Raw genomic sequence first — 14,526 nt, forward strand, 5'->3', positions numbered from 1 at the left:
GGCGTTCCAGCGGTCATCATGCTGAATTCCGACATGCCGCCAATGCTCGCAATCAGGTTGAGCGGCAGGAACACTACGTTGATCAATGTCAGTTTGCGCAGCAGGTTGTTCATGCTGTTGTTCATCAGGTTGCCCCGAGCGTCGATCAGTCCCGAGAACACCGTCGAGTAGATTTCCGCCTGCTTGTAGCACTGGTTGTTTTCGATGATGAGGTCGTCGATCAGGCCAATGGCTTCGCTGCCGAAATGCTGTTTTTCCGCGTGATTGCGCAGCCGCGTAAGCACGGCGCCGTTGCTGTGCAGGGCGTTGATGTAATAGATCAGGCTTTCGCTGAGGTTGAACATCTGCACCAGATGCTGATTTTGCATCGAGGCGTTGAATTTCTGCTGCAACTCCCGGGCGACCAGTTTGATCACCTTCAGATGCCCGAGGTAGTGATGGATGTTGTTGAACAGCAGGTCCAGCAACACGTCCAGCGGCGTATTGAGTGGCCGACCCGTGCCGAGACCGTGCAGCGGCGTGTCGTCGGTGGCGATCACCAGCAACTGGCCCGGCGAAAACAGCAAACCGCAGGACGACACCTCGAACGCCAGGCTGCCGCCGCCGGAATAGTTCTCGGGCCGCTTCCAGATCAGAAACAGATGATCGGGATGAAACTCGATCCGCGACACCTCGTCCGGGTCCAGCGCGGAGGCCAGAGCATGCTCATCGAGTTTGAAGTGGCTGTGCAGCAAGTCCCGCTCGGCGGCGTCGGGGTCGCTGAACAGCATCACCTCGGCGTCCAGCCGCTCCACCCGCTGCAACGCGCCATGGCTCAGTGCAAAGCTGTTGATCATCGGCCGGTCACCAGGCCTGGCCGCGACGTTTGAGCTCCAGGCGCCTGACGAACTCTTCCAGCACCAGTGAATACAGATCGTCTTGCAGGTAGGCGTCCTCAATGCCGGCGTCGAGGTTCGGGTTGTCGTTGACCTCGATCACCACCACCTTGTCGCCGGCCTGCTTGAGGTCGACGCCGTACAAGCCGTCGCCGATCAGGTTCGCGGTCTTCACCGCCAGTTCCACCACGGCACGCGGTGCCTCGTGGACGGCCAGTGTGCGGCACTCGCCATTGATGTCCTGGCCATTGGCCTTGTGGTTGTAGATCTGCCAATGCCCCTTGGACATGAAGTACTGGCAGGCGAAGATCGGTTTGCGGTTCAGCACGCCGATGCGCCAGTCGTACTCGGTATAGAAAAATTCCTGGGCCAGCAACAGCACTGAGTGCTCGAACAATTCGGCAGTGGCTTCGAGCAAGGCTTGTTGACTTTCAACCTTGATCACGCCCCGAGAAAAGCACCCGTCCGGGATTTTCAGTACCAACGGGAAGCCAAGGCGTTCGCCGACCCGCTCGAAGTCTTCCGGTCGTTCCTTGTAGAGAATTTCCGTGGCGGGCATCCCCAGTTGATGGCTGTTGAGCAGATCGGTGAGATAAACCTTGTTGGTGCAGCGCAGAATCGACGTCGGATCATCCATCACCACCAGCCCTTCACTTTCGGCCTTCTTGGCGAAGCGATAGGTGTGGTTGTCGACGCTGGTGGCCTCGCGGATCAGCAAGCCGTCGTACTCGGCCAACCTTGCGTAGTCCTTGCGCTCGATCAGCTCGACATCGATGCCCATGCCCTTGCCGACCCTGACGAAATTTTCCAGTGCCCGCGTGTTGGAAGGCGGCAAGGCTTCCTGAGGATCGTGCAGGATCGCCAGGTCATAACGCGCCACTTGCGGTGAACGCGGAACACGCCAGATCTTGCGGCTGAAGCCATCCAGCGCATTGGCAAACTGGTCTTCCTGGTCGTCGCGCAACTTGTGCAGGGCACCGGACTTTATACCTTCGATGTGCCAGCCGTTGGTTCGACGAAACTCAACTAACAGAACCGGACACGGAAATACTTCAAACAATTGCCGGGCCAGATCCTGCAACGCCTCGATATGGGTTCTGCCGAAATAAAGCGTCAACGTGAAACCTTCAGTGTCGTTGTAAAGGTGATGACTGAGAGCCTTTTCCAGAGTTTTATCCAGATCATCCAGTGCAAGTCCGTAAAGCGATTTACGAGCCAGTTCGCTGATGGTCCGCACCGACGGAATCACCTTGTGACCCCGGGCCTCGGCCAGCAAGGAGCAGTAGTAGCCGTGGCCCAGGTACTTGTAGCTGCGGCACAGATTGATGACCTGAACGCGTTTGCCCGGCTCGTTATCGGGGGGTTGTTCGAGGTATTCCTGGGCCGTCAGGATACCTTCACTGGGGAAATAGGATGCCCAGTCTTCCTTGCGCTCGACGATGATCATCACCTGGCTGGAAGTTCTGACTTTCGGCTTTAAACAAGTTGCCGCTGACAAACTTTGAAGAGATACTTCGCGCCAATGACCCTGTACCGCTGACATAGAAATTGATCCGTTGGAGAACAAGACCATTTCTATTAAGCACGAACTTTTTCGAAAGTCTCGTTTCGTTACGCAACTTTTACGGCGGTCATATGAACACTGTTTTTCGTTGGGCGACGGTTGATGATTTGTCCGCGCTGCTGGCGCTGGAAATGCATTGTTTCACCTCGGACCGGCTCACCCGCCGCAGCTTTCAGTGGATGATCACCCGCGCCCACGGCCGGTTACTGGTGGCCGAACGCGAGGGTCAGCTTTCAGGTTATGCGCTGGTACTGTTCCATCGCGGGACTTCGCTTGCACGGCTGTATTCCATCGCCATTTCTCCCGAGGCCCGGGGTGCCGGGATGGGCAAGCAGCTGCTGCAACGCATCGAAGCCTGCGCCCTTGAGCATGACTGCGCTTATCTGCGGCTTGAAGTACGCACCGACAATCCCGCCGCCATCGCGTTGTACGAACGCAGCGGCTACCGGCGTTTTGCACGGATTCACGATTATTACGAAGACCATGCGGACGCCTTGCGCCTGGAGAAACGCATTCTGCAACACCGCGATTCGCGCAGCATCCAGGTGCCCTATTACCGGCAAACCACCGATTTCACCTGCGGGCCGGCCTGTCTGCTGATGGCCATGGGCGCCTTGAAGACTGATCGTTTGCTGGAGCGACGCGAAGAATTGCAACTCTGGCGTGAAGCGACCACGGTGTTCATGACCGCCGGCCATGGCGGTTGCAGCCCTCAAGGCCTGGCGCTGGCGGCCTGGCGCCGTGGGTTTCGCGTTCGCTTGCAACTGAGTATGGCGGGGCCGTTGTTTCTCGACGGAGTGCGCGACGCGCATAAAAAGGACGTCATGCGCCTGGTGCATGAGGAATTCATGGCACAACTGAAGGACACCGATGTGGAACAGATCATCGGCACGTCACTGGATTTGCCCCGACTGCTCGGTGCCGGCGGACAACCGTTGGTGCTGATCAGCAGCTATCGCCTGACCCGCTCCAAATCGCCGCACTGGGTGATCGTCACCGATTGCGACGAAGACTTCGTCTACCTGCATGACCCGGATGTCGACCACAGCCAGCATCGTCAGCCCATGGACTGCCAGCATGTGCCGGTCAGCCATGGGGAGTTCGAAAAAATGTGCCGGTTCGGCCGAGGCAAGCTGCGGGCGGCGGTGATCCTCTACACCCGCTCAGCCTCATGAAGCGTTCATTTGAGTCCGACCTTGTACAGCGCACCGTCGGACTCATCTGTCAGCACATACAGATAACCGTCCGGGCCCTGTCGAACGTCGCGTATCCGTTGCTTCAAATCGCCCAGCAAGCGCTCTTCGTGCACCACCTTGTCGCCGTCGAACTGCAGGCGAATCAGTTCCTGAGTGGCCAGTGCTCCGATGAACGCATTGTGCTGCCAGGCTTTGAAGCGATCGGCATCATAGAACGCCATGCCGGTGACGCCCGGTGATTTTTCCCAGACATGGTGCGGTGCCACCGTGCCTTCGACGGTTTTGCCCCGGGCTTCCGGTATCGGCTGCATCGAGTAGTTGATGCCGTGGGTTGCCAGCGGCCAGCCGTAGTTCTTGCCGCGCTCGATGATGTTCACCTCGTCGCCGCCACGGGGGCCGTGTTCGTTCTCCCAAAGCGTGCCGTTCCACGGGTTGAGAGCTGCGCCCTGCGGGTTGCGATGGCCATAGGACCAGATTTCCGGACGGACACCGGATTGGCCGACAAACGGGTTGTCGTCGGGAACCTTGCCGTCCGGGTAGATGCGCACGACCTTGCCTTGCAGCTTGTCCAGATCCTGTGCGGTGGGGCGATCGTTGTTCTCGCCGAGGGTGATGAACAGATAACCGTCACGGTCGAACACCAATCGCGAGCCGAAGTGATTGCCGACCGACAGCTTCGGCTCCTGACGAAAGATCACGTTGAAGTCCTTGAGGGTTTTCAGGTCGTCCGACAGTCGACCGCGCCCTACCGCCGTGCCAGCCTTGTCACTGGCACCACCGCCTTCGGCGTATGACATATACACCAGCCGGTCCTGTTTGAAGTCCGGCGACAGCACCACATCAAGCAAGCCGCCCTGCCCCTTGGCCCAGACCTTGGGAACGCCATCGATCGGTGCCGACAACTGGCCGTCAGCTCCCACCACCCGCAGGTTGCCCGGACGTTCGGTCACCAGCATGCCCTGTCGATCCGGCAAAAACGCCAGCGCCCAAGGGTGCGCCAGGCCCTGGGCGATGGTGGTGACTTCAAGGGTGCCCTGCTCGCTTTGCAGCTCTTTGGAGGCGACGGCAAACGCCGGACTGCAGAGGACTGCGCCGGCACACAGACCGGCCAATAGGGTTTTACGCAACATGCACGATTCCTTTTGTTCGATTGAAGGGCTGACAGAAGCGGTTCTGCCATTCAACGGTTGCTGTCGCCGTCACGGGCGGGTGGATTGGGAATGAATTTCGGCGGTGTGCCCGGCACCGAACGCGCCGGCTGACCATTGCCGATGCCGCCGTTTTCTAGGGTGGGCTGTCGAGGTACGGGCACGGTGTTCGGCCCGCGAATCACTGGATTGGCGGGCTGCGTGCCCTGCATGCTGTTGGGATTGGCCCGGTGGATCGGGCTGTTGTAGGGATTGCTGCTGTTGCCGGTCGGACTTTGTGCCAGCAGCAAGGCATCAGCGTGAACCAGCCCGCCACTGAGGGCGAGCAATGCGATGCCTGACAGAAAACGGTTCATGGACGGCCTCTCTCGATGCGCTGGATTCAGAGCCTTCGAGTCCACGCTACGCCGAGGGTTCGGATTTGTTAACCCCGTCCTCGCTAAACAAGGTGTAACACGATTTGACCTGCAGCTCGCCGGCAACCCGCAGAAACTTTTGCGCAGCCGGACAGGTCAGCCGAACATCACGCGGAGAACGGCACCATGGCTCGGGCAATCTGGAAAGGCGCAATCAGTTTCGGACTCGTGCATATCCCTGTGGCACTGGTCTCGGCCACCTCGTCACAGGGCGTGGACTTCGACTGGCTGGACAGCCGCAGCATGGATCCGGTGGGCTATAAACGGGTCAACAAGGTCACCGGCAAGGAAGTCACCAGGGAGCACATCGTCAAAGGTGTGCAGTTCGAGAAAGGCCGATATGTGGTGCTCAGCGAGGAAGAGATCCGTTCGGCGCACCCGGTTTCGACCCAGACCATCGATATTTTTTCCTTCGTCGACAGCGCGCAGATCCCGTTGCAGAACATCGATACGCCCTACTACCTCGCGCCTGACAAGCGCGGCGGCAAGGTATACGCCTTGCTGCGTGAAACCCTGAGCAAGACCGACAAGGTCGCGCTGGCCCGTGTGGTTTTATACACGCGCCAATACCTGGCGGCGTTGATGCCGCTGGAGTCAGCGTTGGTGCTGGTGAAACTGCGCTGGCCGCAGGAAGTGCGCAGCCTCGATGAACTGGCACTGGGCAGCGACGTGACCAAACCGCAACTGGCCAAGGCCGAGCTGGACATGGCCAAACGGCTCGTTGAAGACATGAGCGCAGACTGGAATCCCGACGATTACCACGACGAATTCGAAGACAAGATCATGGCCCTGGTGGACAAGAAGGCCCATGAAGGCAAGATCGAAGACGTTGAGACCGCAGACGGCGAAGAAGAACGCAAATCTGCTGATGTTATCGACCTGACGGAACTGCTCAAACGCAGCCTCGGAGGAAAAACCGCTGCCAAACCGGTCAAGAAAACGGCCAGAAAAACCAAAAAGGCCTCGTGAAATGAATCGGGCGACTGTCTTGCAACAGTCGCCCGAGTTATCAGATCAGAATGAAAATGGCCAGCAGGCCGCCGAAGATCGCCCACTTTTCCAGGTAGTAGCGCGTGCGATTGCGTTTTTTCAGTTCTTTGCCGCGCAGGCGGATCTTGTAGATTTTTGTGAAAAAGCGATTGATGCCGCCCGTACGGTCGCCCGCATCGTTCGGAGCCCCCGCCGCCGACATCACAGTGCGGCTGAACCAGCGGTTGAACGCAGCCGCCCAGCGATACTTCATTGGGCGTTCGACATCGCAGAACAGAATGATGCGGTTCTGGTCGGTGGTGTTTTCCGCGTAGTGAATGTAAGTCTCGTCGAACATCACCGCCTCACCGTCACGCCAGTGATAGCTCTCGCCATCGACGTTGATGTAGCAACCGGCGTCGTTCGGCGTTTCCAGGCCCAAGTGATAACGGTAGGAACCGGCATACGGGTCGCGGTGACGCACCAGTTTCGAGCCCGGTGGCAATTCGGCGAACATCGCAGCCTTGATCGAACCGATGCTTTGCACCAGCTCGGTGGTGCGAGGGCACATTTGCAAGGCGGACGGATGGCTGTCGCCGTACCATTTCAGGTAGAAACGCTTCCAGCCTGTCTTGAAGAACGAGTTGAAACCGACGTCGTCGTACTGGTTGGAACGCTTGATCGCACCGGCACGCAGAAGATTCTGACCTTCCTCGCGGATCTCTTCCCAATGGGCCTGCAACGGGCTCAGATCGGGAAAGTCCTTCGGATCGAGGTAGGGTTTGTTCGGTTTCTTCGAAAACAGATAAAGGAAGCAGTTGATCGGCGCCAGAAACGTCGAATGGTCACTCAACTGGCGGCCCAGCTTGTGGCGCACACGACCACGCAGGTGAACGTATGCAATGGAAATGACATAAATAGCGGCAATGATGAGTTTCACGGAAATCGTCACACGTCAAAAGTGAACAAACTGCGCGCCTGCCGGCCAGGGGCTCAGGACATGATGCAGTGGCATGAATACAAAATACGGTCCCGAGGGCACTTCCCTGAGCGCTCGCCGTCAGCGGCTATTGGGTGATCGGATGGCATTTTAGCCATACTTTGTAACCAATGGTGAACCTCATCTGTGAAAAACTGTCCCGCGATTGCGCCAAAGGGCACCCACAGTTTGACCGCCCCGTCATTCTTCGGACAGACGAAGCCGGTGCCCTGACGCTTCAGGACACCTCAAACACCTTGATCCGCCTGTTTTTCCTGACCACTGATGCCGTGTCTCATCGTTTTTCCTGGCGCAAGCCGCTGCCGAGTCTTCCATCAGCAACAGGCAAAACGCCTGACGCGAGCTACGGAACGACCATCGTAATCAGAAATGAACCGGATCTGATCGACTGCCCCGCCTTGTCCACCAGAATGTATTGCTGATCGAAGTAAGCACCATCGCGCCCGGTGTCGTGGACAAGTTTAACGTTGGCCGAGGAGCCATCCGGAGCCTTCGCACTCAACGCAGGCACTACGTTTTGCGCAGAAATGATGTTGTTGCGGCTGGAGGATGGGCAACCGCTGAGCGCCATGGTTGCACCCGGCGCGCTGGACGCCTGGCAACCGGCACCGAACACTCGGCCTTTGAAATTGATGACGCCTTGAGCCGAGGCCGTTGAAAGGTAGGAGGTAGTGACCATCGCAACCAATAATGCCGTAGATAGCAGCTTGACTTTCATGATGATGCTCCTGTGTTGATAAGGAATACATCGTCACTTCAGTCGGATAGTTTAGACGTTTCGGTGTTGCAACTGGCGTTGTTACAAATCAAGGCCTCTTCAGTACACCAGCCGGCTGTCTTTCCGTATGGGTGAACGGCAGGAAGAACCGGCGTTCAACACAAGCTACTGGTAGGTTATGTTGACCGTTACCTGGCTGACCAACGTTCCGGATTTGACTGCACCGGCCTTCCAGTACGAGGCCTCCAGCGGCAGCGAAGCCACGCCGTTTGAAGTCGTTACGGTACGCGCGCTGTCAGTCCCATCGGCACGAATCGTAGTCCCGTTCGAACTCAGATTAAGTGCGATGCCCCCGGCCGTGCCGGTATTCTGGAATCGCCATTTATCGGTTGTGTCCGGTGTGCCCGAGAATGCAAAGGTAACGTTGCCCACCCCGAGATCACAGCGGGCGGTCAACTGGAACTCCTTTGTGCCCACAGAAACCTGGTCGACAAAAACCGCGATGGACACCGGATCCAGCGTAATCGTGCGACTGATATCACCCGGGTCCAGGTTGCAGGTTCCCGGCATGATCACCCCTTCGAATTTCAACGTCCCGGTGGTCGCGGCGTGAACGCTGAATATCGTCAAGCTCGCCAGTACTGCCAGAGCAAAGAGAGGCCGTATTCCCTTGCGTACGAAGGTCGTTGCGATATTTCCGTTCATCTTTGCCTCTTCATTGATTGAAGTCATGTTCATCGTATCTCCTGACGCCACCCAAACTCACGACTTGCAGACGCCTTGCAACTGCGGGAAATTCAGCTGGCCGGCCTGCTTGACGCTCCCAAGATCAAAAGGTACCCGGCACGCATCTGCACCCGCCTCCCCCCAACGAACCGTCAACTCGCCCCGGTCTTGCGCCACCCGTACAAACATTTTCCCCGCCTGACCGACAACCCCCACATTGGCGCCATGTTCGTCGAATACATCAGCACCGTAAGGAATCGGACTGCCATCGACCTGCGTTGCGTTGATCAATACAGCCCTGCCGGTGCTGGTTTCGAACGCCATCATCACCACCGATCCGGCTTTGGGTGCTACGTTTTGCGAAGCGTTCTTGAGCTCAACGTCATGAGACATACCTTTGGGGTCCAGTTCGACCGAGTTACTGCGGTAAGGCACCAGGTAGGGAACGACCGCATATCCGTTTCCACCGATTTGCGTATTGCCGCCACTGCCCACAGCCGCCCCCTCAGCGCCAGGAGCATGGACAATCCCGAAAGTGTCACCCAGCTCCGGAGTCAGTGTCACACCGCCGGGGTGAGCAACCACGCCACCGGACACACCAAACGAATTTGATCGGTAACCCGAGCCCTGACTAAAGCCTGCCGAGGTTTCGGCGTACTGCCCCCGATAGGTCAAATCGACATCCGTGCTGTTGGTGTTCGTCTGGCTGCCCTGGGTGCGACTGGCAGACGCACCGTAACTGAACTGATTTCGCTCCCCCAGGGTGCCGCTCACACCGGATCGTATGGCGTCCTGCTGATCGCTATGGCTGAGCGATGTCGACAGCATCGGTGACCGCGGAGCGCTGCCCAGAGGGATGCTGAAGGTCACGTCAATCTGATCATTGCTGCGGTTGGTGGCGAGATCCCGGCTGCGTTGGGCACTGACGGTATAACTCACCTGACGCCAGGAGTTGCTGTAGCCGATGCTGAAGTCCAACGTCTTTTCTTTACGACTCCAGTATTGCTGCGAGGAGCCGGTCATATAGACCGATCCCTGGCTCATGTTCTGGCTGAGACTGAGATCCAGACGTTCACGCACACGGCCGATCTCGCTCGTATCACCACCGTGGCTGGCCGTCTCGCGAAATTGCGCGGCATCGCGTACCCCAAGAAATCCATCGGTGGAGTAGCGAAATGCACCCAATGCAAAATTGGTCCCGGTTTCAGCGAAGTTCTTGTTATATCGAAACTGCACACTCTGCCCCTGCATCGAGTCCGCGCCGGGGATTTCAGTCTGCGAAGCCGTGAGGTCGAAGGACACCGCACCAATCGGTGTGTTGAAGGCGGCACCGATCAGCGGCGAGTAATAACCTTCTGAGAAGTTGGCACCGGTGTATGCGGTGACAATATCGTTAAGGCCACGCTGATAGGTGCCCTGCATCAGCCAGGGTCTTTCGGTCAGGCTCAATTCGTCAATGACACCGGCGCTCACTGCATAACGCTGGTAGCCTGGACGCAATAGATTGGCGTTGGAGGCGAACGGAACCACGAAACGTCGTTTACGGCCATCGGCCTCGGTGACAGTGACGTCCAGATCACCGCCATAACCTGTGGGGAACAGATCCTCGATGACGAACGGGCCCGGAGGCACACTGACCTCGTCCAGCAGAACACCACGCTGACGCACGGACACCCGCGCGTTGGTTTCTGCAACACCGCGCACGATCGGCGCATAGCCGGTCAGCGAGTCAGGCATCATCCGGTCATCGGTCGCCAGGGTCACGCCTCGCAGGCGCACACTGTCGAACATTTCGCCGCTGGTGTAGATCTCACCCATCATGAGTTGGGATTGCAGGGGCGCCAGGCCTCGCTGCACGAAGGTGGCATTTCGCTGATAGCCGGAGCCTGTGGTGTTACGGCTATAAGAGCCGTTGTGGCGAAAGTTCCAGTCGCCCAGGTTCAGACCGGTGTTGAGGCCTATATAAGCCGAATTCGATGATTGCCCGTAATTATTCGCGTTGTAGACATTGGCGTTATAGCGCACGAAGCCGGCACTGACCCCACTATCCCAATGTTCAGGACTGACATAACCACGCGCCGTACGCGCCATGTAGAGTTGTGGCACCTGAACCTCCAGCTTGCTTTCGCCGGAGTCGAAGGTCACGGTCGCCCCCGGTATATAGGCACTGACATCTCCACAGACCGGTTTCGCCGGAAAAGGCGTCGGTGCAGCCGTGTCGGCCTGAGCAGCCTTCTGCGGCACGCCATCGATATCGATACCGAGCCTGATCAGCATGGCGCGATCAATGCATAACTGGGCGCTGGATTGTCCCTCGACCGAAACGAACTGAAGTTCTTCACGACCGATCCAGGTTCCGTTGACATAGATGTCTGAGCGGTAAGTACCCGGCAACACCACGTTGCCAGCGTTGAAGCGCGTGATATCGAACTGCCCTGCACCGGCGCCGCCGGGGAAAAAAGCCGGGTTGAATTCGACCTGCTCGGTCTTGGAAGCCGCCATTGCGCTGCCGTTGGCCAATAACAGAAGGCCATGAATCACCTTGGCCAGACGACGTTGTATAGAACTGCTTCGGTACGGCACGGTCCATCTCATACTTGCGCTCCAGCACAGCTCCCCGCCAAAACGCGGGCAAAGCGGGCTCAATGCAGCCCTTTGAGGCACATCCATAAATGCGTGGGTGGTTGGCTGAGTCCGGGCTTTCCCGGGAAGGGTCAACGCCTCACGGGGCGACCTTGCCGACGTGAGAAACCTTCACACCAATGTCGTCAATCGTTTCAAACTCGATATGCGCCCGCGTCTCGGGCATGGCTGTCAGCCCCTGTAACGGAATCACGGTGCTGGCCTGCGGACTGACCATGTTGTCTGAGCTGGTCTGAGCGACACTTCGTTCATAGCGTTTGACGCCTGCCACCAGACTCACCGAGTCGAAACTCATGTAATAAGGCGTCGGGTTATGCACTTTCAGGCTCACGCCTTGCTTTGTGTGCACCAACTCCCATCGCAGCTTCTCCGGCGCCTGGTTTGCCGTATAAGGCAAGTTATCTGGCCGGAAGAACACTTTCAGGCGAGAACGAAACGCCAGTTGCAACTGATTGGCCGCTTCGGCTTCCCGAACCTTCGGCGGGACTTCCAGCATGTTCAACCAGAACAGGCTTTCCTTGTCGCCAGGCAATGGCTCTCCGGTGTAGACCAGGCGCACGACCTGCTGCTTTTCCGGCTCAAGACGAAAAATCGGCGGTGTCGCAACGAACGGCACCCTGGCGTTCTCCGGAGTGACGTTCTCGTCACCATCGTCCAGCCAGACCTGTACCAGCGCGGGACTTTTGTTCTTGCTCTGGAACCAGATCGATACATCCTTCTGATTCGCGGGGTAAATCACGCGCGTGCCGCTGATCACTACGCCGGCATGCGCAACATTAATGAATGCCAGCATCAGAACTGCGGCCTTGAGAATCCCTGCAATCGATCTCGTCCGTGAAGCCACACCCATACGGAGTAATGCACAAATATTCATGGCGCTTGGTCGCTAATCCAAATCAGAGTGGCAGATCGACTGAGTGCTTGATACGCGCGCCAAAGTCGTTCACCTCGGTGAATTCGACTTCCTTTGCGCCTGCAAGCCTGGTGTGCAGACCCGGCAACACGAAGCGCTTCACATCACCAGAAGGCAGCAACAGGCTGTCGTTGGCTTCGGCGTTGGGCGCCTTGGCGTATCGCTGGCCTCCCTTGCCAACCAGTTCCGCCTTGGCCACGGAAATGTGATAAGGCGTTGGATTGGTCACTTCCAGAGCGTATCCGCCGCGATAATCGATCAACTTCCAGGTCAGTTTCGAGGCAGCGTCGGAGCGCTCGGAAGAAAGCTTGTCCGGCCTGAAAAACACCCGGATGCGTGAGCGAAACGCCAGCTCGATCAGGTTTCTGCTATCGGCATTCACGGCCTTCGGCTGAATTTCCATGACATTCAGCCAGAACAGACTTTCGCGGTCTTTGGGCAGCGACTCACCGGTATAACGCATCCGTAGCGCCTGCTGCTTTTGTGGATCGAGGCGGAACACGGGCGGCGTTGCGGAGAACGGCACCTTGGCTGTCGCCGGGGTCGAACGCTTGTCACCATCGTCCAGCCAGGTCTGAACCAGTACCGGTCGGGTCCCCTTGTTCTCCATCCTGACAACGACTTCCTGCTCCTCGGCCTTATAGATCACGCGCGTGCCATGGATAATCACCGAAGCGTGGGACGCAGTCGCGCACAGCGACGCCATGGTCCACGCGCAAACGGCGAAAACCCAACGAACCTTGTTGTTCATCAGTGAAAGTCTCTAGAAAAATGGCGGCTCCACGACCTGGGCGTGGAGCCGGCAAAGCGGGAGCACGCAGGCGCCCGCTTCTGCTTCAGTCGGCGTACTCGACCATGAAACCAACGCGGGTGGCGACAGTACCTTCACTGGCAGCACCGGTTGCGTAGTATTGGGCAGCCAGCGGGATCGCGGCCTGGTTGTCGGCAATCACGACGCCGTCGGATTTCTGGGTGTAAACGTTGATCGGGGTACCGTCTTGCTTGGTCACTTCGATCTGTACGTTCTTGGCGTCGGTGGTGTTCGTCGGATCATTCCAGCCGTCGATGTTCAGGCGGCCGGTAGCCACGTCAATTGCCGGGCTCGACGGATCGAATGCAACCAGGGCAGTACGGCCGTTGGTGCAGGCGGTTTCACCTGGCGCACCGACACGGATGACGAAGCCGGTCAGGTTGGCGCGGCTGCCAGCAGTGGCCAGACGGGCTGCCGAAACACCGTCCAGCTCTACATCTTTGGAAACAGCGCCGGTGCCTGGAGTGGTCCCTTCAACAGTGCAGGTCACATCGGTCACAAGACCGCTAAAATTGATGACGCCGTCATTGGCAGCGAATGCTGGCAGAGCGACAATGCTGGAGAACGCCAACGCAACGGCGGCGGACAGGATACTTTTTTGCATGGGGCACCTTGATCTTCTAGTTTTTCCCGCCTGTTACAGCGGATCAGGATTCGGGGCCGATGTTTTCCAAGCAGCCCGCGCCCTGAATTCTGGAGGACTCCAAGGATGACCAACATCGAGAAATCTCGAATCTGCGCAAATTCGACAGTCTTCGACTGAGCAAGCGTGAAGTACGAGTGACTGGCCTTTTCGACTGCCTGTCAAAATCGCATTGCCCCAATGACTCAACGCGACATGGAGATTGTTGATGATTCGCCCTCGACTCAGTCCCTATACCGTCATGCTGGTGGATGATCACAAGATCATCCGCTTCGGCATCACCGCCTGGCTGTCGACTGAACTCGATATAAAGGTGGTCGGCTCCTACGCCACCAGCCGTGAACTGCTGGCAGCGCTGGCGCGACAGGAAGTCGATGTGGTCATCATCGATTTCATGCTTGGCGAGACCGAGATCGACGGCATCCACCTGATCCGCACGCTACGGTTGCGTCATCCCAGATGCAAAATCCTGGTTCTGTCGTCGCATTACTCAACGGCAACGGTCACGCTGGCCATGCAGAACGGCTGCCACGGCTTTTATGGAAAAGTTCAGGATCTGGAAGAACTCGCCACTGCGATTCGCAAAGTCGCGTGCGGGCAAACCTACTTGCACCCCAACATGGCCAGCGAACTCGAATCGCAACTCAAACCTTCCGTGACAGCCGCTACTGACGAGATGGGCGCCGACCAGGCGCTGGCCAGGAACAAAGCCTTGTCCTCCAAGGAGCAAGAAGTTCTCAGGTGTTTTCTCAATGGCATGTCGGTCAATGAGATCGCCGTCAAATTCTCGCGCAGTGCCAATACCATCAGCACCCAGAAACAATCGGCCTATCGCAAGCTGGGCATCAAGACGGACAGCGAGCTATTCAAGCTCGATCATTTGTTGCGTAACGAGTGACGCGTC

At 57.8% G+C, this 14,526-nt stretch carries 14 protein-coding genes; 3 read left to right on the top strand and 11 right to left on the bottom strand.

Annotated features, from left to right (window positions below):
- Together ACK6BI_RS25320 and ACK6BI_RS25325 are read right to left on the bottom strand one after the other, a co-directional pair.
- On the bottom strand, positions 1-836 hold an 836-nt coding region (locus ACK6BI_RS25320; protein WP_409319235.1), incomplete at its 3' end, for a magnesium transporter CorA family protein.
- 7 nt (positions 837-843) lie between these two features.
- A complete protein-coding gene (locus ACK6BI_RS25325) occupies positions 844-2,322 on the bottom strand; it encodes a RimK family protein (RefSeq protein ID WP_409319270.1) in 1,479 nt (492 codons plus the stop codon).
- 188 nt (positions 2,323-2,510) lie between these two features.
- Here ACK6BI_RS25325 and ACK6BI_RS25330 point away from each other — a divergent pair, with 188 nt between their 5' ends.
- Entirely contained in the window at positions 2,511-3,614 is a 1,104-nt protein-coding gene (locus ACK6BI_RS25330; RefSeq protein WP_409319236.1) for a peptidase C39 family protein, read from the top strand.
- A gap of 5 nt (positions 3,615-3,619) precedes the next feature.
- Here the strand turns inward: ACK6BI_RS25330 and ACK6BI_RS25335 are convergent, their stop codons facing one another.
- Positions 3,620-4,765, bottom strand: a complete 1,146-nt coding sequence (locus ACK6BI_RS25335; RefSeq protein ID WP_409319237.1) for a PQQ-dependent sugar dehydrogenase — start codon at positions 4,763-4,765, stop codon at positions 3,620-3,622.
- A 50-nt stretch (positions 4,766-4,815) separates the two neighbouring features.
- On the bottom strand, positions 4,816-5,139 hold the full coding sequence (locus ACK6BI_RS25340) for a hypothetical protein (protein ID WP_260523443.1): 324 nt from the start codon (positions 5,137-5,139) through the stop codon (positions 4,816-4,818).
- Positions 5,140-5,325: 186 nt separating this feature from the next.
- Between ACK6BI_RS25340 and ACK6BI_RS25345 the strand changes: the two genes are divergently transcribed.
- The gene (locus tag ACK6BI_RS25345) at positions 5,326-6,168 is read left to right on the top strand and encodes a Ku protein (protein WP_409319238.1); all 843 of its coding nucleotides are present in this window, start codon (positions 5,326-5,328) and stop codon (positions 6,166-6,168) included.
- 40 nt (positions 6,169-6,208) lie between these two features.
- Here ACK6BI_RS25345 and lpxO read toward each other — a convergent pair whose 3' ends face one another.
- The 7 genes from lpxO to ACK6BI_RS25380 all read right to left on the bottom strand — a co-directional run bounded on the left by lpxO (position 6,209) and on the right by ACK6BI_RS25380 (position 13,583).
- On the bottom strand, positions 6,209-7,108 hold the full coding sequence (gene lpxO / locus ACK6BI_RS25350; RefSeq protein WP_409319239.1) for a lipid A hydroxylase LpxO: 900 nt from the start codon (positions 7,106-7,108) through the stop codon (positions 6,209-6,211).
- 403 nt (positions 7,109-7,511) lie between these two features.
- Complete coding sequence (locus ACK6BI_RS25355) at positions 7,512-7,886, bottom strand: type 1 fimbrial protein (protein WP_409319240.1); 375 nt, start codon at positions 7,884-7,886, stop codon at positions 7,512-7,514.
- 165 nt (positions 7,887-8,051) lie between these two features.
- Positions 8,052-8,624: a fimbrial protein gene (locus ACK6BI_RS25360; RefSeq protein ID WP_409319241.1), complete on the bottom strand. Its 573-nt coding sequence runs from the start codon at positions 8,622-8,624 to the stop codon at positions 8,052-8,054.
- 24 nt (positions 8,625-8,648) lie between these two features.
- The gene (locus tag ACK6BI_RS25365; RefSeq protein ID WP_409319242.1) at positions 8,649-11,207 is read right to left on the bottom strand and encodes a fimbria/pilus outer membrane usher protein; all 2,559 of its coding nucleotides are present in this window, start codon (positions 11,205-11,207) and stop codon (positions 8,649-8,651) included.
- Between the two features lie 127 nt (positions 11,208-11,334).
- Entirely contained in the window at positions 11,335-12,129 is a 795-nt protein-coding gene (locus tag ACK6BI_RS25370) for a fimbria/pilus periplasmic chaperone (RefSeq protein ID WP_409319243.1), read from the bottom strand.
- A gap of 22 nt (positions 12,130-12,151) precedes the next feature.
- Positions 12,152-12,919 carry a fimbria/pilus periplasmic chaperone gene (locus ACK6BI_RS25375; RefSeq protein WP_409319244.1) on the bottom strand — a complete coding sequence of 256 codons (768 nt, stop codon included), beginning with the start codon at positions 12,917-12,919 and terminating at the stop codon, positions 12,152-12,154.
- Between the two features lie 85 nt (positions 12,920-13,004).
- On the bottom strand, positions 13,005-13,583 hold the full coding sequence (locus ACK6BI_RS25380; RefSeq protein ID WP_409319245.1) for a fimbrial protein: 579 nt from the start codon (positions 13,581-13,583) through the stop codon (positions 13,005-13,007).
- Between the two features lie 247 nt (positions 13,584-13,830).
- Here ACK6BI_RS25380 and ACK6BI_RS25385 point away from each other — a divergent pair, with 247 nt between their 5' ends.
- The gene (locus ACK6BI_RS25385) at positions 13,831-14,520 is read left to right on the top strand and encodes a response regulator (RefSeq protein ID WP_409319246.1); all 690 of its coding nucleotides are present in this window, start codon (positions 13,831-13,833) and stop codon (positions 14,518-14,520) included.
- Positions 14,521-14,526 lie beyond the last annotated feature (6 nt).

The organism is Pseudomonas sp. KCJK9016 (genome assembly GCF_046231795.1).
GTDB lineage: Bacteria > Pseudomonadota > Gammaproteobacteria > Pseudomonadales > Pseudomonadaceae > Aquipseudomonas > Aquipseudomonas bananamidigenes.